General features: G+C 67.1%; 13 protein-coding genes and 1 pseudogene. 7 read left to right on the top strand and 7 right to left on the bottom strand.

Features of this window, described 5'->3' with window-relative positions:
• The first annotated feature begins 129 nt into the window (after nt 1–129).
• Together AUL38_RS05590 and AUL38_RS05585 are read left to right on the top strand one after the other, a co-directional pair.
• Nucleotides 130–1,494, top strand: a complete 1,365-nt coding sequence (locus AUL38_RS05590; protein WP_059059930.1) for a DUF1254 domain-containing protein — start codon at nt 130–132, stop codon at nt 1,492–1,494.
• Nucleotides 1,487–2,656 (top strand): ATP-binding protein, encoded by a 1,170-nt coding sequence (locus tag AUL38_RS05585; protein ID WP_059059929.1) that lies wholly within the window; start codon nt 1,487–1,489, stop codon nt 2,654–2,656. The genes AUL38_RS05590 and AUL38_RS05585 overlap by 8 nt, the downstream gene beginning before the upstream one ends.
• Here AUL38_RS05585 and AUL38_RS05580 read toward each other — a convergent pair.
• The gene (locus AUL38_RS05580) at nt 2,640–5,240 is read right to left on the bottom strand and encodes a LuxR C-terminal-related transcriptional regulator (RefSeq protein ID WP_059059926.1); all 2,601 of its coding nucleotides are present in this window, start codon (nt 5,238–5,240) and stop codon (nt 2,640–2,642) included. The two genes, AUL38_RS05585 and AUL38_RS05580, sit on opposite strands and share 17 nt — an antisense overlap.
• Nucleotides 5,241–5,293: 53 nt before the next feature.
• A pseudogene (locus AUL38_RS05575) lies at nt 5,294–6,149 on the bottom strand (SUMF1/EgtB/PvdO family nonheme iron enzyme).
• Between the two features lie 264 nt (nt 6,150–6,413).
• Between AUL38_RS05575 and AUL38_RS05570 the strand changes: the two are divergent.
• Together AUL38_RS05570 and AUL38_RS05565 are read left to right on the top strand one after the other, a co-directional pair.
• Nucleotides 6,414–8,123, top strand: coding sequence for a SulP family inorganic anion transporter (locus AUL38_RS05570; RefSeq protein WP_083506628.1), 1,710 nt, complete (start codon nt 6,414–6,416; stop codon nt 8,121–8,123).
• Nucleotides 8,124–8,196: 73 nt separating this feature from the next.
• Complete coding sequence (locus tag AUL38_RS05565; RefSeq protein ID WP_059059924.1) at nt 8,197–8,598, top strand: SHOCT domain-containing protein; 402 nt, start codon at nt 8,197–8,199, stop codon at nt 8,596–8,598.
• A gap of 86 nt (nt 8,599–8,684) precedes the next feature.
• Here the strand turns inward: AUL38_RS05565 and AUL38_RS05560 are convergent, their stop codons facing one another.
• The gene (locus tag AUL38_RS05560; RefSeq protein WP_059059922.1) at nt 8,685–9,104 is read right to left on the bottom strand and encodes a hypothetical protein; all 420 of its coding nucleotides are present in this window, start codon (nt 9,102–9,104) and stop codon (nt 8,685–8,687) included.
• A gap of 168 nt (nt 9,105–9,272) precedes the next feature.
• Between AUL38_RS05560 and AUL38_RS05555 the strand changes: the two genes are divergently transcribed.
• Nucleotides 9,273–9,731, top strand: coding sequence for a hypothetical protein (locus tag AUL38_RS05555; protein WP_153006484.1), 459 nt, complete (start codon nt 9,273–9,275; stop codon nt 9,729–9,731).
• Here the strand turns inward: AUL38_RS05555 and AUL38_RS05550 are convergent.
• Complete coding sequence (locus AUL38_RS05550; protein ID WP_059059917.1) at nt 9,728–10,228, bottom strand: helix-turn-helix domain-containing protein; 501 nt, start codon at nt 10,226–10,228, stop codon at nt 9,728–9,730. The two genes, AUL38_RS05555 and AUL38_RS05550, sit on opposite strands and share 4 nt — an antisense overlap.
• Nucleotides 10,229–10,284: 56 nt before the next feature.
• On the opposite strand from AUL38_RS05550, the gene AUL38_RS05545 reads away from it, so the two are divergent.
• Nucleotides 10,285–11,139 (top strand): acyl-CoA thioesterase domain-containing protein, encoded by an 855-nt coding sequence (locus tag AUL38_RS05545; RefSeq protein ID WP_059059915.1) that lies wholly within the window; start codon nt 10,285–10,287, stop codon nt 11,137–11,139.
• Nucleotides 11,140–11,175: 36 nt separating this feature from the next.
• Entirely contained in the window at nt 11,176–12,345 is a 1,170-nt protein-coding gene (locus tag AUL38_RS05540) for an acetyl-CoA C-acyltransferase (RefSeq protein WP_059059995.1), read from the top strand.
• Here AUL38_RS05540 and AUL38_RS05535 read toward each other — a convergent pair.
• The 3 genes from AUL38_RS05535 to AUL38_RS05525 are packed head-to-tail and all read right to left on the bottom strand — an operon-like array spanning nt 12,342 to nt 17,502.
• Nucleotides 12,342–14,108 (bottom strand): ABC transporter ATP-binding protein, encoded by a 1,767-nt coding sequence (locus tag AUL38_RS05535; protein ID WP_059059913.1) that lies wholly within the window; start codon nt 14,106–14,108, stop codon nt 12,342–12,344. The two genes, AUL38_RS05540 and AUL38_RS05535, sit on opposite strands and share 4 nt — an antisense overlap.
• Nucleotides 14,105–15,712 (bottom strand): ABC transporter ATP-binding protein, encoded by a 1,608-nt coding sequence (locus AUL38_RS05530; RefSeq protein ID WP_059059911.1) that lies wholly within the window; start codon nt 15,710–15,712, stop codon nt 14,105–14,107. Before AUL38_RS05530 ends, AUL38_RS05535 begins: the two co-directional genes overlap by 4 nt.
• On the bottom strand, nt 15,709–17,502 hold the full coding sequence (locus tag AUL38_RS05525) for an SIP domain-containing protein (protein WP_059059909.1): 1,794 nt from the start codon (nt 17,500–17,502) through the stop codon (nt 15,709–15,711). Before AUL38_RS05525 ends, AUL38_RS05530 begins: the two co-directional genes overlap by 4 nt.
• Between the last annotated feature and the right edge of the window lie 9 nt (nt 17,503–17,511).

Below are 17,511 nucleotides of genomic sequence, written 5' to 3'. Positions count from 1 at the left end.
CCCTCGACCACAGGTGGCTGCTGTGCAACGCTGAGGGGACAGCTGGGGTACGTGCGTGAGGATCCCGCGCACACTGTGTGGCACCCCGCACACCGTTTCGCAACAGCATTCAGGAAAGCAGGGCTAGTGATGATCACGGCAGACAAGTCACAGGTGGGGCAGGCGTGCATCTTCGGCTTCCCCCTCGTCTTCAACCTCGACCAGGTCGGGCGCTACGTCGAAACGGGTGTTGGCGCGAACCCAGCTGCCCCCTTCAACTCCTTCAGCCATGCGCGGGCGCTCGCCGGGCCCGCCGACAACTTCGTCTCGATCAACAACGACACGGTCTACTCGATGGCGCAGCTCGACCTCAGCGTCGGCCCCGTCATGCTGGAAGTACCGGACACCGCGGGGCGCTACTACGTGCTTCAGTTCGTTGATGCGTGGACGAACAATTTCGCCTACGTCGGGCACCGCGCCACGGGCACGGAGGCTGGCAGCTTCCTCATCGTTCCCCCGGGCTGGGAGGGTGTTGCCCCCGCGGACGCCACGGTGATCGTGAGCCCCACAACGGTCGCCTCGATCGTCGGCCGCTGGGCGTGCGATGGCGAAGCCGATCTCCCCGCCGTCCACCGGCTGCAGGATGCGGCCTCCCTCACCCCGCTCGACCCCGCCGCCACCCCTGCGGGGATCCCCGCGATCGACGCAGCGGTGCCGGCAGAGGTGCAGCTGCTCGAGAAGCTGCGCGTCTGGTCGCAGGCGTTCCCACCCGCCGTAAGCGACCGCGCGGTGCTCGACGCGCTCGCGCCCACCGGCATCACCGAGACCGGCGCGAGCCCGTACCTCGCAGCGAGTGCCGAGACCATCGCCGAGCTTGGCGGGGCGCTCGCCGCTTCCCAGGCCGCCCTCATCGACTACCTCCGCACCGGCGACGTGCCGATGGTCAACGGCTGGCAGCTCACCTACCACTCCTTCGACTACAACTCCGATTTCTTCGAGGTCGGCACGCTGGACACCCCGCTGTTCACCTCGGTTCCGCCCGAGCAGAAGTATCAACTGCGCGCCGCGGCCGCCCTCGGTGGGCTCTGGGGGAACCACGCCTACGAGGCCGCCTACGCACCGATCTACACAGACGCGGACGGCGAGCAGCTCGACGGCGCGAACAGCTACGAGCTACGGCTCGATCCGACGCCGCCGGCGCGCGCCTTCTGGTCGCTCACGATGTACTCGCTGCCCGATTTCTTCCTCGTGGAGAACGAGATCAAGCGCTACTCCATCGGGGATCGCACACCCGGGCTCAGTTACAACGACGACGGCTCGCTCACCATCTGCATGAGCGCGACCCGGCCGGCCGATCCCGCCAAGCTCGCGAACTGGCTGCCCGCACCCGCTGGCCCCTTCCGGCCGCTGCTGCGCATGTACGAGCCGAGCACCGAGATCATCGACGGCAGCTACGTGATCCCCGCGATCACCCGGGTAGCCGCCCAGGCCGGCCAGGAGCCGAGCAATGACTGAGCTGCGCATCGGCACGAGCGTCGACACGGCACCCGACGCAGCCGCTGGCTCCCCTGCCGCCGACGTCTCGCTCAACGCCGCCAAGTTCAACCGGCACACGTTCTGGTGCGGGCAGAGCGGCTCGGGCAAGACCTACGCGCTCGGCGTCGTGCTCGAACAACTGCTGCTCGAGACCGAGCTGCCGCTGTTGATCCTCGATCCCAACGCCGACTTCACGCGCATCACCACGCCACACCCTGATTCAGCGGGCCCGGAGTCGGATGCAATCGCCGAGCTTGACATTCGGGTGCTGCGGTCAGGGAATGGGCACGGCCCCGAGAGCGCGGCAGGCAGCACGCCCGCGCGCGCCGACGGACGCCTCCACGCGCGCTTCGCAGATCTCTCGGCAGCGTCCAAGGCCGCGGTGCTGCAACTCGACCCGATTCGCGACGCCGACGAATACAACGTGCTCATCCGCTCGGAGGGCGACGGCCGCACGTTCAGGGGCGATGACTATCTTGCGCGGCTTCGCGCATCGGAGCACCCGGGCGAGCGAGCGCTCGGAACCCGCATCGAGAATCTTCAGACCCTTGACTGGGATCTCTGGGCGCTCGGCCAAGCATCAATCACCGACGTGATCGATGAGCGGCCACGCGCGACCGTCATGGACCTCGGTGGTTTCTCGCACCCCGCTGAGCCGAAGGTCGCGGCGCTCGCCGTGCTCGAGCACCTCTGGGCGAAGCGGGAGGAGCGCCGCCCGGTGCTCATCGTCATCGACGAGGCTCACAACCTGTGCCAGCCGAACCCGGTGACCGCCGTCGAGCGGGCGCTCACCGACAAGCTCGTGCAGATCGCGGCGGAGGGGCGCAAGTTTGGCCTGTGGCTGCTGCTCTCGACCCAGCGTCCGACGAAGGTGCACCCGAACGTCATCTCGCAGTGCGACAACCTGTGCCTCATGCGCATGAACTCGCCGCGCGATCTCTCGGAGCTCGCCGAGGTCTTCGGGTTCGTTCCTGAGGAGCTCCTCGCGCGCTCCCCCGAGTTCGCGCAGGGCCAGGCGCTCGTCGCCGGCGGCTTCGTCGGGCAGCCAACAATCACCCAGATGGGTGCGCGGCTCACCGCCGAGGGCGGGTCCGACGTGCGGGTGCCGCTGAAAGGCGAGCGGGTCAGATCCGACTCTTGATGGCCTCGCGCCGGTTGTTCACGCCAAGCTTGCGGTAGATCGCGCGCTGGTGGGTGCGGACGGTGTTCACGGAGACGTGGAGCGCGCCGGCGATTTCCTCGGCGGTCATCGTCGTGGTGAGGTAGCCAAAAATCTCGCGCTCGCGGCGTGACAGTGCTGCCCCCAGCACCTGATTCCGCGACACTCCTTCGACGGTTCCGGCGAGCTGCCCCGCTAAGAAGCCCTCGTGTGCGGTGCCCCAGGCGGCGTGCTCGGTGAGCAGCTCGCGCAGCGCATCGTCGTCACAGCTCGCGTTGAACGGCCGGGCGATCCCCTCAGGGCTTGCGAGGTCGAGCGCCTGCTCGAGATAGCGGTGCGCGCGGGCGCGGTCACCGGATTGCCGGCTGATGACCGCGCTGGTGACGAGCACGCTCGTCCGTACAAACGAGACCTGCACGCGGCGGGGGATCTTGCTGAGCACCTGCATCGCCGCGCTCGGCTGGCCCGCGCGCCGATACAGCTCCGCCATGAGCACGCTCGTGACAGGCACCGTAGATGCCTCACTCAGCGGCTCGATGATGGTGAGCGCACGCGCATAGTCACCGGTCGCGGCAGCCAGCATCGCTCCCCCGATCGCCCGGTACACGGGCCAGGGCACGCCGTGCACTTCCGCCGATCCAACGCCGGAGAGGTGGGGGGCCGCCTCGGCGATGAGCCGTGCGTCTCCGGTCGCGGCCGCGGTGAGCGCAAAGAACACGCGCGCGAGCGCGGTGTACGAGGTGTCGTGCCCGCCCTGCGTAATGAGCGCACGGAACTGTGATTCGGCGGCGGTCAGGTCGTCTTGCCAGTAGGCGATGAGACCACGCGCGACGTATTCGATTCCAGCATCGTAGTGCTGCCACTCCAGGCTCTCCTCGCGGGCCGCCTCGGCCTCGGCGATGAGCTCTCGCGCTGTGGTAAATGCACCGGCGTTCGCATAGGCGAACAGCAGGTTCTGCACCGCTCGGCGCGCAAGTTTTCGGTAGCCGGCCGTGGTCGCAGCGCGATGCGCTGAAGCGAGCAGTTGCACCGCGCCAACTGGATCGCGCCGCAGTCGCAGCTCAACCCAACCGAGCAGGAAGAGGGCGTGCGCCTGAGTCTTCTGGTCGAGGCTTGCGCTGTGGAGCACCGCGCGTACCTGGTCTGCCGCAGCAACGAGCGATGGATGGTCGTGGGCGAGGAACAGTTCGGCAAACGACCGGGTGTGCAGTAGCTGTTCCCCGGGCGCGGTCTCTGCCGCATCGATCGTGGCATGCGCGCGGGACAGCAGTATTCCCGCGGCGGTCGCGTCTCCCTGCATGTCGAGGCAGCACGCGCGGATCAGGAGAATTTCGGGATCACGCGCCCACGCCTCCGGCAGCGCGAGGCACCGTGCGTTCACCGTCTCAGCACCGGACTCGATGAGGAGCGGCACCCAATTGTCACGCAGGATCGACGCGGCGAGTTCGGGCGCCCCTGCCAGCATCGCGTGCACAGTGGCCTCGATCGGGAAGGACGGGGTGAGCCAGCGCGCCGCGGTGCGGTTCAGCTCTCGCACCCGCTGCTGACCGGCCCCGATCGCCGCAATGCGGCAGTGACGCGCGAACACCTCGTGCCAGCGGTACACGGGATCCCGCTCACCGTCGACGAAGCGGTCGATGAACAGGCCCTGACGAACGCATTCGTCAAGCAGCGCGGCGGCGTCGCTGCGGCCCGATAGTGCCTCCGCGAGGTCGGCCGTGACGCGGGAACAGGTGGTGACGGTGAGGATGAAATCGACGAGCTCGGGCCGCATATCCTGCAGTACGGTCCGAGTGATGTACTCGGCGAGGAGATCACCGTCGACCAGCGAGAACCCGTCGTGTTCCGTGTCGGGGCCGGCCGCGCTGAGCATGAGCCTGATGGCCACCGGCCAACCGTGAGACGCTTCGATGATCGCTTGCGTGCGCTCGGGGGTGGTCGGGATGGGGGCCAACGCTGCCAGATCTGCGATCTCGGTGCCGGTCATCGCGAAGGCATCGTGCCCAATCAAGCTGGCGGCGCCCGTTGCAAGGTGTTCGTTGAACCAGGAGTCGAGCTGGTGTGTGCCCGCAACAACGAAGAACACGTTGCCGCCGGAGTGCTCGTTCAGCACAGTAATGATGTCGTCAACGAGCGCAGCGGCCGCGAGGTGCGCGTCGTCAATGATGATGGTGACCTGCTGCGAGAGGCCGGCGAGCGCGCGACTCAGCCGTTCGAGCATGAGGTTCGCGTCTGGCGGATCAGGGACAATATCCAGGATCGCTTCGAGCCCAGACGTCTCGCGTGCCATCCGCTGCAGTGCGTTGAACACGCCCGCAAGCACCTGTTGCGCAGTGTTGTCGTGCCTGGTGAGGGTGAGCCACGCAACCGGGCCTGCGACGCTCGCTGCCCACGCGGCCAACGCCGTCGTCTTACCGAACCCGGAGGGCGCCATGAGCACGGCGATTTGCCCGCGGGCGCGGACCTCTGCAATCGCGGAGTCGACCCGGTGGCGGTGGATTGTGCCGGGCTTGGGCTGCGGAGGGGTGACGAGAAACCATGCAGAGGGAGTCCATTGCGTAGCCATAGTTGCCCCCTTCGGAGACCAGCATACTGATGCTCCGAGCCCCGGGCATCTGGTCATTCAGTGGAGCGCACGCAGCGAAAGCCAATATGGCTCGTGGCGGAGTCCTCCGGCTGGGGCGAGCGAGCAGCTGGCCGGTACTTCAGGCAGTACTCCGGCGCGCACAGGTGCGAGCCGCCCTTGAGCACTCGACGGGGCACCTGCGACCCGGGCTCGGCGCTGTCTGCCGCGCGCTGCGCGGCCGTACCGTTGAGCTGATTGGCGTGCGACCCGATGAAGTAGTCACTGGTCCACTCCCACACATTGCCGATGATGTCGAACAGTCCGTAGCCATTCGCGGCGAACGCGCCCACCGGCGACGTCCCCACCCATCCGTTTGCGCCGGTATTCAAATACGGGAACCTGCCGTGCCAGGTGTTCGCCATGATCTGGCCGTCAGGGTCTCGGTCCCGCCCCCACGCGTACGGCCCCAGCGTGGCTCCGCCCGAGGCTGCGAACTCGTGCTCGGCCTCACTCGGTAGGCGGACACCGGCCCAAGCGGCGTAGGCCTGTGCATCGGCGAACGCCACTTGCACTACCGGATGACTGCCTCTCCCGGTCAGGTTACTGCTCGGGCCGAGCGGGTGGCGCCACTGCGCACCCGGCGTCCATGTCCACCACTGTTGCCAGTCTCGCAGGTCAACCGGGCCACCCGTCGGTGTGAACACCAAGGAGCCCGGGGCGCGCCGCGCCGCGCTCAGGTGAGGAAAGTCGATCGCACTCAATGGACGTTCGGCGACGGTCACATACCCGGTCGCGGCAACAAACGCGGCGAACTCATCGTTGGTCGTCGGCGCTGCGGCCATGTCGAACGCGCGCACGACCCGTTCGTGCTGGGGGGGCCTCCTCCGCATAAAAATCGTGGGAGCCCATGTGAAAGCGCCCACCGGGAATACGCACCCAGCTCGGTGTGTGGACACGTGTGGCACGGGAAGTCCCCAACACTGTTCCCTCCTCCCAGATCCGCGATCACGACCCTTCCCATCCTCCCCCGCGCGGCGCGTGTGCGGATCATCCGCAGTTGATGAAAAGCACCCACTTCACTATCGGGTTCGCGAATCGATCCGGCACGCTAAACCCTGACCCCGTATCGCGGGGGCGCGGAAATGTTGAGTCAAGAAAGCTTGGTGCCACCCCATGAGTCCGAGGTTCGAGTCGTTGCAGCGTTCGGGCAGATCGTATCTGCGCCGCTTCGGCAGCAAGCAAACCCTCGGCAGCGATCTCAAGGCGGGCCTCGTGCTCGGCGTCGAGAGCGTCCCAGACGGCCTCGCGGCGGGGCTGCTCGCCGGCGTGAATCCGCTACACGGCCTATACGGCTACCTCGCGGGAACCGTCGGCGGAGCACTCGCCACCGGATCAGCGTTCATGACAGTGCAGGCCACCGGCGCGATGGCGGTCGTCATCTCCGACGTCCCACAGACCCAGTCGGGCGCGGACGCCGGGCGCGCGCTCGCCACGCTCGCGCTGCTCACCGGCGTCATCATGCTCGCGCTCGGGATCGCGAAGCTCGGATCGCTCGTCAGGTTCATTCCGACGGCCGTACTCGTGGGCTTCATCAACGCGGTCGCAATCAGCATCGTGCTCGGCCAGCTCGACAACTTCACCGGGTACGAGAGCAGCGGATCCAACCGCATCCTCAAAGCCTTCGACACCGTGCTGCACGTCTTCGAGTTCTCGTGGCCCTCCCTACTCGTCGGGGTGACCACCGTCGCCCTGATCCTGCTGCTCGAACGCACCCGGCTCGGGGCGCTCGCAATGGTCGTTGCGATCGTATGCGCCTCAGGGCTCGCCGCATTCCTCGGCGTGATTGCCCCCGGGAATCCCGTGCAGCTCGTCGCGAGCATCGCCGAGGTGCCGAATGCTCTCCCCGGGCTCGCGCTCCCCGATTTCAGCCTCGTGCTGCCGCTCATTGTTCCGGCGCTGTCACTCGCACTCGTCGGCCTCGTGCAGGGCGCGGCCGTGACCGGCTCGATCCCGAACCCCGACGGGCGCTACCCCGATCCCTCCGCCGACTTCCGCGGCCAGGGCATCGCGAACCCCGCCGCTGGGTTTTTCCAGGGCATGCCCGTTGGCGGGTCTATGTCGGCGACGGCGCTCGTGAAGGCGGCCGGGGCGAAAAGCGCGCTCGCGAACCTCATCGCAGGCGCCGTCATGGCCGTGACGATCCTCGCCCTCGGGCCGGTGATCGGCTTCATCGCCATGCCGGCCCTCGCAGGCCTGCTCATCCTCGTCGGGTTCCGCACGTTCAAACCGCACGACATCGTCATGGTGTGGCGGACGGGCCCGATCCAGGCGGCCGTCTTCACCGTCACGTTCGTGCTCACGCTCATCATCCCGCTGCAGTACGCCGTGCTCACCGGGGTCGGGCTCGCCGTGATTCTGCACATCGCTCGGCAGTCGAATCGAATCACGATCCGCCGCTGGGTGTTCGATGGCGACAGCCCCCTGCCGCGCGAGACCGCGCCCCCCGCGACCCTCACTCCGGGGGAACTCCTCATCCTCGCGCCATACGGCAGCCTGTTCTTTGCGGCCGCTCCCGTGTTCGAGGCACAGCTGCCTCACGTGCCGGCCCACTCCGAGCGGTCGGTCGTCATCATCCGGCTCCGTGGCAAAGAAGAGCTCGGCAGCACCTTCATCAAGATCATCGACCAGTACGCGGGTCAGCTCGCGACCGCCGGCGGTGCACTCATGCTCGTCGGCGTCTCAGACAAGGTGCGAGAGCAGCTCGCCGTCACCGGAGTTCTCACCCGGATTGGCGCCGAACGTGTCTTCCTCGCGACACCCGCGGTCGGCGACTCACTGACCCGAGCTGTCACCGCTGCCGAGCGCTGGGCGGCACGCGGATAACCGAGCCTGCGCATGACCGGCCGCACCCCGATCCACCAACCCTGCATTTCATTCAACGATTAGGAGATCACCCATGAGTTTTTGGGATTCGCTCTGGAACATCATCACCGTGTTCTTTTGGGCATTCGTCTTTATCGCAGCGCTCTACGCGCTCATTGCGATCATCACCGACCTGTTCCGTGACAAGCACCTCAACGGCTGGTGGAAGGCGCTCTGGCTCGTCTTCCTCGTGTTCGTTCCCCTGCTGACGTCGCTCGTGTACATCATCGCTCGCGGCGAGGGTATGTCCGAGCGTGGGGCGAAGAGCGTCGCTGAGGGCCAGCAGGCGGCCGAGGAGTACATCCGCTCGGTGGCGGGAAGCAGCCCGGCCGATGAAATCGCGAAGGCCCAGGCCCTGCTCGATTCGGGGGCCATCTCCGTCGAGGAGTTCACCGCGCTGAAGCAGCATGCCCTCGGAAGCGTGCAGCCTGTGTGACCTGCGGCTCGCGCACGTGTGCCCTCGTGATCTCCCTGCTCAGCGGGCGGATCACGAGGGCACACGTGTGTGTTCGGGGCTTCACGTTAGCCGCAGTTCAGCGCCTCAGTGATGTGCGTGTCTGCCTGCTCGAGGGCTTGGAACTCGCCCGACAGCGACTGCACGGCCTCTGGCACCGTCATGTCGGAGTCGACGTTCTCGACGGCAGAGTTGAACGCAGCAACTGCGTCTTCCAACGCGGTCTTGCGGTCGGCAGCAACTGACTCGAGCGATGCGCCGAGATCCGCGTATGCGCTCTGGACGCTATCGCGCGCGTCGGCGATCTCGCCCACCGTCGGCTCGTTCGCGAGGGTCGCCTTTGCGGCGGCGACCGAGTCGGCGAATCCGGCGTAGGCGTCGCACGCAGCAGCTTCATTCGCGACGGGGTCTGAGCTGCACGCCGTGAGGCTCAGCGATGCGGCGCCGAGCACGAGCAGCGAGCCGATAAGTGTGTGATGTGTGCGCATGGGAGGTCTTTCTCTCGAGAGGGGAGGATGCAGCTTCGATCCTCACCCGCTCGCGCGGGCGAGCGCCACTTCCGCTCACTGAAATCACCAGTACCGCATGAGGCGGTGCCTCGCGGCGCTGAGCATCGGCGGGGTGCGCGACGGCTGTCCGCGCGCTATCCTTCCCGTATGCCGACAGCCGATCTGAATCGACGGAAAGCTTCCGCGGCCACGCCCACTGTGGTTGTCACGGGCTTCGGCCTGTTGTTCCTCGTCTTCGGCGTCATCTTCGCCGCCAGGGCGGACTGGATCAACACAGCAATCTGCGCCGGCACCCTCGTCGGCGTCGCACTCGTGGCGTTCTGGGCGGGGCCCCGCCGTGCGATGCGCATGAGGCCCGCGGCAGCCCGCGACTCCACTGCGGCCCAGTCCGAGGGCGTGCGCGGATTCACCCGTTGGGAGGCTGTCGGTCACGCCGGGATGGCGTGTCTGTACGTCGCGGCGCTGTCCGCCGCCGTCTTCACCGGCGATTGGGGTTGGCCGCTCGCGGCGGCACTCTCCTCGCTTGTGGGCGTCGCGATGCTCGGTGCGCAGATCAGGCGAGGGTCCGTTCCATCTGACCGTGATGCCGTCAACGCTTTACTCTAGGATCCGCCAGGCTCGCGCTGCAGCCAGTCAAGGTTGATGCGCACGGCGATGTCCTCGACGGCGAGCGCCTCTCCGGACTCGCTGCGTGCGTCGATGGTGACCGGGGTGCCGGTCCCCCGGTCGACGAGTGCGAGTGGGCCGCCGCTGTGCTGCAGATACGTGTTTCCCCACTGCATGAGCGCGGCAACCGCTGGGAACAGGTCGCGCCCCATCTGCGTGAGCAGGTATTCGTGGCGGGTGCGCTGCCCAGGCTCACGGTAGGGGCGTTTCGCGAAGATCCCGAGCGCCACGAGTTTCTTCAGCCGGGCCGCGGCGACAGCGTCGGTGACACCGACGCGCTCGGCGAAATCATCAAACCGTGTTGTGCCGTAGAAAGCCTCGCGGAGCAGGAGCATCGCAGTGCGCGAGCCCACGACCTCCATCGCTTTGCCGATCGAGCATGCCTCGGTGTTCCAGGCGGATCGGTCGGCGAGGGGGCCTGCGAGCGTGACGGACATACGGTAATCGTAGCAGCTGACTTGCGTTAACCATAGCCAGACCGTACTGTCGAGCCATGGACCTTTTCACGCAGCAGCTCGGGGCTGCGCAGCCTGACACAGCCGTCGAGTTCGCGCCCATCGACCAGTTCCTCCGCGTCCCGCATGACGGCATCCGCGAGGTACCGCGCCAACTCTGGGGTTTCGGCGGCCTGCACGGCGGCCTCGTTGTCGCGGCGATGGCGGCTGGGCTGCGCGTCGCCGAGCCCACACTCCCATTGCGCAGCATCTCCGGGCGCCTGCACCGTTCCGTGCGCGATCCGTTTGCCGTCTCGGTCACCCCGGACGTCACGACCCGCAGTACGGCGTCCTACAGCTCCCGGATCCTCCCGGCAGCATCGCCCGCCGCCTCCGACGCAGCACTCGCGAGCGCCACCGCGCTCTTCGGCAGCGACGCCGACACTCCCGTCGCGGCGTTCTCCCCTCGTGCCCCGCTCGTTCCCGAGTGGCGCGAGGGTGAACTGTTCCGGCCCCCGCCCGCGTTTGTTCCCGTCGGCGGGCACACCGAGATCCGAGCGCTCGGCCCCAACCGGCCGTTCGCAGGCGGAGCAGATCCGACGCTCACCGCGTGGATCCGGATGGTCGAAGATGATCTTCCGCCCGACGAACTCCGGCTCCTCTTCCTCGTCGACGCCCTCGCCCCGTCGTACGCGGCAACTCTCTCCCGGCCAGCCGGTGTTCCGACTGTCGAACTCTCAGCGCACTTCAGCGGGGGCGCAGCAGTGTCACCCTGGGTACTCGTGGAAGCTCACACCACCGCGGTTACCGCGGGCGGCTGGGTGACGGAAACCATCAACGTGTGGGGCGAAGACTCCGCACACCTCGTGGAAGCCAGACAACTCAGGCTCGTGCGCCCCGCACGAACCTCGTAAGCTCAAACCAAGCAAAGAAGCTGAAAGGACAGCATGTTGAGAGACGCAGTCATCGTAGAGGCAGTACGCACACCGGTCGGGAAGGGCCGCCAGGGCGGCGCCCTCGCGGACGTTCACCCGGTCGATCTCCTCGCCCACTCACTGAGCGCGCTCATCGAGCGAACCGGCATCGATCCGGCGCTCGTCGACGACGTCATCGGCGGTGTGGTCAGCCAGGTCGGCGAACAGGGTGGCAATATCACGCGCCGCGCGGTGCTCGCGGCTGGCTTCCCTGACTCGGTGCCGGCGACCTCGATCGACAGGCAGTGCGGCAGCAGCCAGCAGGCGCTCCATTTCGCCGCGCAGGGCGTCATCTCCGGCGCATACGACATCGCGATCGCCGCAGGCGTCGAGTCGATGAGCCGCGTCCCCATGGGCATGTCCGTCGCGGGCACAGCCGACATCGATGGCGAAGGTCTCGCCGAGCGCTACCCCGACGGCCTCATCGACCAGGGATACTCCGCGGAGCTCATCGCCGCCAAGTGGGGCATCTCCCGCGAAGACATGGACAGCTTCGCGCTCAGCTCGCACGAGAAGGCCGACGCGGCGACTCGCTCGGGCGCGTTCGATGCGGAGCTCGCCCCGATCGCAGGGCTCACCCACGACGAGGGCATTCGCGCAGGGGGCACCCTCGAAAAACTCGCCACGCTCCAGCCCGCGTTCGTGAACGAGAAGATGGCTGCGCGGTTCCCGCAGATCAACTGGAGCGTCACCGCGGCATCGGCAAGCCAGATCAGCGACGGCAGCGCCGCGATCATGGTGATGACCAGCGAGAAGGCCGCAGAGCTCGGGTTGAAGCCACTCGCGCGCGTGCACAGCTTCGCGGTTGCCGGCGCGGATCCGGTCTACATGCTCACCGCGGTCATCCCCGCGACGCAGAAGGTGCTCGAGCGAGCGGGCCTCACAATCGACGACATCGACCTGTTCGAGGTGAGCGAGGCGTTCGCGCCCGTCGTTCTCGCCTGGGCGAAGGAGACCGGGGCCGACCTGTCGAAGGTGAACGTGCGCGGTGGCGCGATCGCACTCGGCCACCCACTCGGAGCGAGCGGCGCCCGCCTCATGACGACGCTCGTGCACGCGCTGCAGGACAGTGGCGGCCGCTACGCCCTGCAGACGATGTGCGAGGGCGGCGGGATGGCGAACGCGACCATTCTCGAGCGGCTCTAAGCGGTAGCGCCACGGTTCCCCCCAGCCGCCCAGGCTTCCCAGAGTCTGGCATATGTCCCACCAGCTGGTCGGAGCTCAGCGGGGGCACCGTCTTCGACGATGCCCCCGCGCTCCATCACAATCACCCGATCACACTTCTCAGCCTGCGACAGTCGATGCGCAATCATAATGACCGTCCGCCCAACGCAGGCCGCCCGGATGAGACCGTCGAGTTCCTGAGCCCCCACTCCATCCGACCCGGCGGTCGCTTCGTCAAATATCACGACGGGCGACTTCCCGAGCAACGCTCGTCCGACTGCCAGACGCTGCCGCAGCTCACTGTCGATGTCCGTCGCCCCGAGGTCTGTGTCGAGGCCTGTTCCCCACCCATCACGCCCGGCAGCCGCACGTATCGTTTCATCCGTGGCGCGCGGGTCAGCGAGTAGCAAATTCTCTGCAAGCGTCACTCCGAAAACGTGCGGGTACTGGTCAACCACCGTGACGAGACGCGCGATGCCGCTAGCATTCGTCAACACGGGGTCGGTATCGTGCACGCGCACGATACCAGCGCTCACGGCAAGATCGCCGGCGAGCACGCGAGCAAGCGTTGTCTTCCCCGCGCCGGAGGCCCCGACGAGTGCGACGACCTGCCCGGCAGGGACACGTATGCTGACATCGCGCAGCACCCGCCTGCCGCCAAGTTCTACGGACACCCGTTCCAACGCAATCGCTGCGCTTGGGCCTGCAACATTGCGGGGGCCTGGACAGGCGGCGATACCCCCAGACCGTTCAACACGATACTCAGGCTCCGCCGCGTCAACGACACCGACGACTCTGCGCAGCGCGGCACTCGCCGCCAGCAAGTCATCGATCACGAGCAGCAGACCATTCATGGGGGCGAAGAGCGCAAGCAGCACCAGCAGTGCGGTGGTGGCTTGCCCGACCGTCACGAGCTGTGCAGCGACGAGCGCAAAGCCAACGAGCAAGAGCGTGACCGTGCCCAGCATCTCTGCGAAACCGAGCCGCAGGAAGAACCGGCTTTGCACCACTCGGATACTCATGGCTGCGCGCACCACAGCCCAGGACCTCCTGACCGCCAGCTCCCGTACGCCGCCCATGGAACCGTATGCCCGGATCGCTTCTCTCCCCTGGAGCGCCTCATACAGGCCCCTGGATCGGCGGGCAACGATTGTGCGTTCTTGCTCGTACAATCTTGGCGCCCGCCGCAGGTAGGCCCGCACTGCGAGCACGTGCACTGGAATCACAACGACTATTGCCGCGAGAAAGCCGGGGTGGAGCGCGAGTAGGCCCATGAGCGTCATCCCAACCGCCGCCGCTGAACTTGCCAGCGTTGGGATAGGCCCGGAAATCGCTTCTCGCAGCGCGTCCACATCGTCGCTCCCACGAGAGGTCAACTCTCCGGCCGGAACGGCATCCGCAATGTCCCCTGGCAGTCCGAGCGCGGCGGCGGTCACACGGCTCCGGACACCAGCGAGGACGACTTCGAGACTGAAGGTGAGCAGTACGGCAGCCCCCGCGGAGACGACCGCCGCCCCGATAAGACCACCGAGCGCGACAGCGCCGATCGGAAATACCGCGCTGCGGTCGCCTGCTTGAACAGCGTCGACGAGCCTGCCGAGCGCAAACGGCAGCACGAGCCCGGCAGCGGCGGCGAGCGCGAACAGCAGCATCGACGCGAGGATGCGTGCACGCCACGGCCGCAATTCCGCGAACAGCCAGCGGCGAGCGCGTGCGAAGGAGGCAAGTGGTATCGTCGCGCTCATCCGAGGAGCTCCCGGTAGCCGGGGTCTGCTAGGAGATCGTGATGTCGCCCCCGCGTGTACCCTGCGGTTCCGCAGGCCACCACGGTGTCGGTGACTGCGAGGAGCGCTGGCGACGTCGTGATGAGGAGCACTGCTCGGCCACGGACCGCAGACCTCAGACGCTCTGCAATGAGCTGTTCGGTCGCTGGGTCGACGGCAGACGTAGGATCGTGAAGCACAAGCGCCGGTGAGGCAGAAGCGTAGGCGTGCGCGAGGGCCTCTCGCTGCAGCTCCCCGCCTGACAGTGCAGGGTCCACCGCCTGCGCCGCCTCGCGCAACTGCGTCGGCACCGCTGGCAGTGCCGCACCCGCAACCCGCTGGGTCGCGACGAGCAGCCGGGCAGCGAGTTCCCGCGCAACGAGCACTGAGCTGTCGTCCCCGTTCAGCCACATCAGGCCTGCTTCTTGCTGCCCGCAGCGCCGCAGCTGGGCCCCGAGCGCATTCGCGGGAGCTGAGGGGGCTGCCACGCCGACAATCTGTCCCCCGGAGACGCGAATCCGCTGCCCGAAAGCGTGCACCTCGAGAACGGGTGGATCCTCGTGAGAGCGTGGCGGGTGCTGCATGCCGAGAGGCTCGGGTCGGTCCTCGTCTTCAGCGAACAGCGCCAGCACGCGCTTGGCTGACGCTAGCGCCGCAAGCCACACTGTCGCCAGGTTAATCGCGAGTGCCTCGAGCGGACCGATCACCAGTTGAACGAGCCCGACGACGATCACAAGCTGGCCCACGGTAATCGCGCCGTTGAGCGCAAGAAATCCTGCCGTCACAGCGATCGCGACGACGAGGACAGCAGACATGCTCCTGGAGAGCGCGATGAAGCGCTGCTCCGCTGCCCGCGCGCGTTTCGTCGCCGCGAGCGCCGAGATGTTTGCTGCCGCGTGCTGATCGATGGCCCATGCCGCCGCGCCGAAGCCCCGCAGTGTGCGGGTGCCCATCAGCATGTCTGCTGTGACCGCGCCGACGTCCCCTATATGTTCCTGCTCGCGCTCCGTACGTTCGCGGAATGGCCGGCCAATGACTTCCATGGTGAGCACGAACACGATTCCGCCGCCAAAGACCGCGAGGCCGAGCGGCCACCAGATGAGCGTGAGCGCAACGCCGGCGTACGTGAGCGCAGCGAACTCTGCAGCGGGGAAGATCACGATCAGTACCGCTTGCGAGAGCCGAGTGACGTCGGAGCCAGCAATTGCGAGCATCTCCCCAACCGGCCGGTGACCGGCGATGCCGGTCGGTGCAATCAAGCGCTCAGTCAGCGCAGCCCTGAGGCTGTGCTGCACGCTCTCTACCGCGCGCAGCCCGAGGCGGGAGCCATACTGGTAGGCGAACACAAGCACCAGAAAGTTCAGCACCAGCATGGCCGCCCACCAGACAACATTCCCGAGGTTGCCCGCAGCGATGCTTTCGTCGATGGCAACGCCGATGAGCACTGGCACCGTAAACTCGGCGACCTGTTGGACTACCATCAGGGCGGCAGCGCCCCCGGCCAAGCCGGGGGCGGCTCCGACGGTGCGGAACACGAGCGCACGCGGGCTTCGGATGCCGGCGAGACTCAACCTGTGTGCGGTCATACCCGTGCCAGCGTGAGCAGCAGTTCACCCCACCCGATTGACCTGGCTGTCGCGCTGAGTCCTGCGGCGGCGACAACCGCTTCGAGTTCCGTGAGGGTGCGCGTCCCGACCCCTGTGGTGCAGAGCGCGCGCAGGTCATCGCCCGCGTCGTGATCGTCGATTTCATCGATACCGAGGAGCGTCTCGAACACGAGCACTCGGCCGCCGGCACCCGCTGCGAGTCGCAGCAGGTGCGCGGCGTCCGCGTCTGGCAGGTCGCGCAAGGCTCCGACAAGCAGCACGGTTCCGTCGGTCACTGGCCAACTGTCGAGGCCTGTGCCGTGCACGACTGTGACTCGGTCACGATGCCGGGCAGGGAGCACCGCCAGCTGCGCGGCGACGCGCGAGGGGCGTTCGAGGAGCGTTACGCGCAGTTCTTCGTCGCCGGTCAGCGCGGTAGCTAGTACGCTCAGCACCCCGTCGCCGGCTACGACGAGATGCTCACCCCGCGCGAACGGCACTTCCGCGCTGCCGAATGAGGTCGCGACATAACTGAGGTCGTCTGCCTCCGCCGCGATCAGTGCGGCGTCGAGCGCGGGGTCGAGCTCCCGGGCGGCCTCGCGGCCCGTTCCAACAGGAACACCCGTTCGGATCACGTCGAGCATCCCCGTGAGCGCGAGCTGTTCCTGTGCCAACGGGTCGGTGAGGTCAAGCCCCTCGGTTTCGGAATCGTCATCGAGGGCACTCCCGGCGCGCGTCAGCGCCCATCCGCCGTCTCGTTCTTCGAGAAGTTCGAGCGTGCCAAGGTACCGCAGGAGGCGCGCGAGTGAAGGAGCGTGTGCACCCACTTCGTTCGCCAGTTGCGCGGTTGTGCGCGCGCCATTCCGCAGTGCAGGCCCGATACCCAGGCTCACGGCTGCTCGCAGAGCGAACGGCGGCACCAGGTCACCGAGATGATGCAAATCCGCGCCGTCCTCATCGAGATCCACGTCGAGGTCATCTCCGACCGGGGCACGCCAGTAGCCGGTGACTTCGACCCGCTCTCGTGGCAGCTCGCGTGTGGTGCGGAGGTAGGTGCGGATCGGCCGGAGCACGCCCGTCTCCCCCGCAAACCAGCAGAATGGTTTGCCGTCACGCCAGGGCTCGGCGAGCGTTGCGTCAATGAGTGCAGTGGAGCGTGCGGCGGGCACGCCGTCCCGGTGCAGCCAGCGCACTTCGACCCCGACGGGATGATCTATCGCGAATTCACTGGCTGCATTATCGACCTCGAGGAGTGCGACGCCAGTGCTGTCACGAGGCATTGTTTCGCGCCAACGGGCGATTGCCGGCAGCGCGGTGTCGTCACCGCCGATGAACAACCAGTCCGCACCCACGGGGTGCAACCAGGCCATTTTCGGGCCGGCGATGTGGATCTCGGACCCTACGACCGCAGTCTCGGCCCAGTCCGTTGCGACTCCACGCGCGTGCCGCGCAAAATCCAATACGAGCACACCGGCGTCGGCGTCGAAGTCACGGACCGTGTAGGTGCGTGATTCTGGACGCGGGTCGCGGGGCCAGTCGATGAAGCGGTCGCGCTGCTCGGGCAAGCTCAGCTTGCCGGTCTCTGGGTCGGGGTAGAAAATCTTCAACTCGTCGTCGAAGCCGTCAGAGGCAAACTCGGGCAGCGTGAACCCGTTTCGTTCGCCGCCGCACAGTTCATGGCCCTCGAGTTCGACGCGGCGCATGCCTTCGCTCACATCGTACGCGCGGCGGACCGTGAGCCTACGGAGGCTGATCGGGTAGGTGAGTTGGGGTCGGATACTCTTCGCCATCGTCAGGTT

Origin of the sequence: Leucobacter sp. G161, assembly GCF_001482305.1 — a bacterium.
Lineage (GTDB): Bacteria > Actinomycetota > Actinomycetes > Actinomycetales > Microbacteriaceae > Leucobacter.
Note: the sequence above shows the minus strand (reverse complement) of the source record. Positions and strands in the feature narration are given on the sequence as shown.

What these genes read in the sequence shown, in the direction of transcription:
- AUL38_RS05585 (WP_059059929.1), top strand. Translation starts at nt 1,487, where the DNA reads ATGACTGAGCTGCGCATCGGCACGAGCGTCGACACGGCACCCGACGCA.
- AUL38_RS05580 (WP_059059926.1), bottom strand. Translation starts at nt 5,240, where the DNA reads ATGGCTACGCAATGGACTCCCTCTGCATGGTTTCTCGTCACCCCTCCG.
- AUL38_RS05565 (WP_059059924.1), top strand. Translation starts at nt 8,197, where the DNA reads ATGAGTTTTTGGGATTCGCTCTGGAACATCATCACCGTGTTCTTTTGG.
- AUL38_RS05555 (WP_153006484.1), top strand. Translation starts at nt 9,273, where the DNA reads ATGCCGACAGCCGATCTGAATCGACGGAAAGCTTCCGCGGCCACGCCC.
- AUL38_RS05525 (WP_059059909.1), bottom strand. Translation starts at nt 17,502, where the DNA reads ATGGCGAAGAGTATCCGACCCCAACTCACCTACCCGATCAGCCTCCGT.
- AUL38_RS05535 (WP_059059913.1), bottom strand. Translation starts at nt 14,108, where the DNA reads ATGAGCGCGACGATACCACTTGCCTCCTTCGCACGCGCTCGCCGCTGG.
- AUL38_RS05550 (WP_059059917.1), bottom strand. Translation starts at nt 10,228, where the DNA reads ATGTCCGTCACGCTCGCAGGCCCCCTCGCCGACCGATCCGCCTGGAAC.
- AUL38_RS05545 (WP_059059915.1), top strand. Translation starts at nt 10,285, where the DNA reads ATGGACCTTTTCACGCAGCAGCTCGGGGCTGCGCAGCCTGACACAGCC.
- AUL38_RS05560 (WP_059059922.1), bottom strand. Translation starts at nt 9,104, where the DNA reads ATGCGCACACATCACACACTTATCGGCTCGCTGCTCGTGCTCGGCGCC.
- AUL38_RS05570 (WP_083506628.1), top strand. Translation starts at nt 6,414, where the DNA reads ATGAGTCCGAGGTTCGAGTCGTTGCAGCGTTCGGGCAGATCGTATCTG.
- AUL38_RS05590 (WP_059059930.1), top strand. Translation starts at nt 130, where the DNA reads ATGATCACGGCAGACAAGTCACAGGTGGGGCAGGCGTGCATCTTCGGC.
- AUL38_RS05530 (WP_059059911.1), bottom strand. Translation starts at nt 15,712, where the DNA reads ATGACCGCACACAGGTTGAGTCTCGCCGGCATCCGAAGCCCGCGTGCG.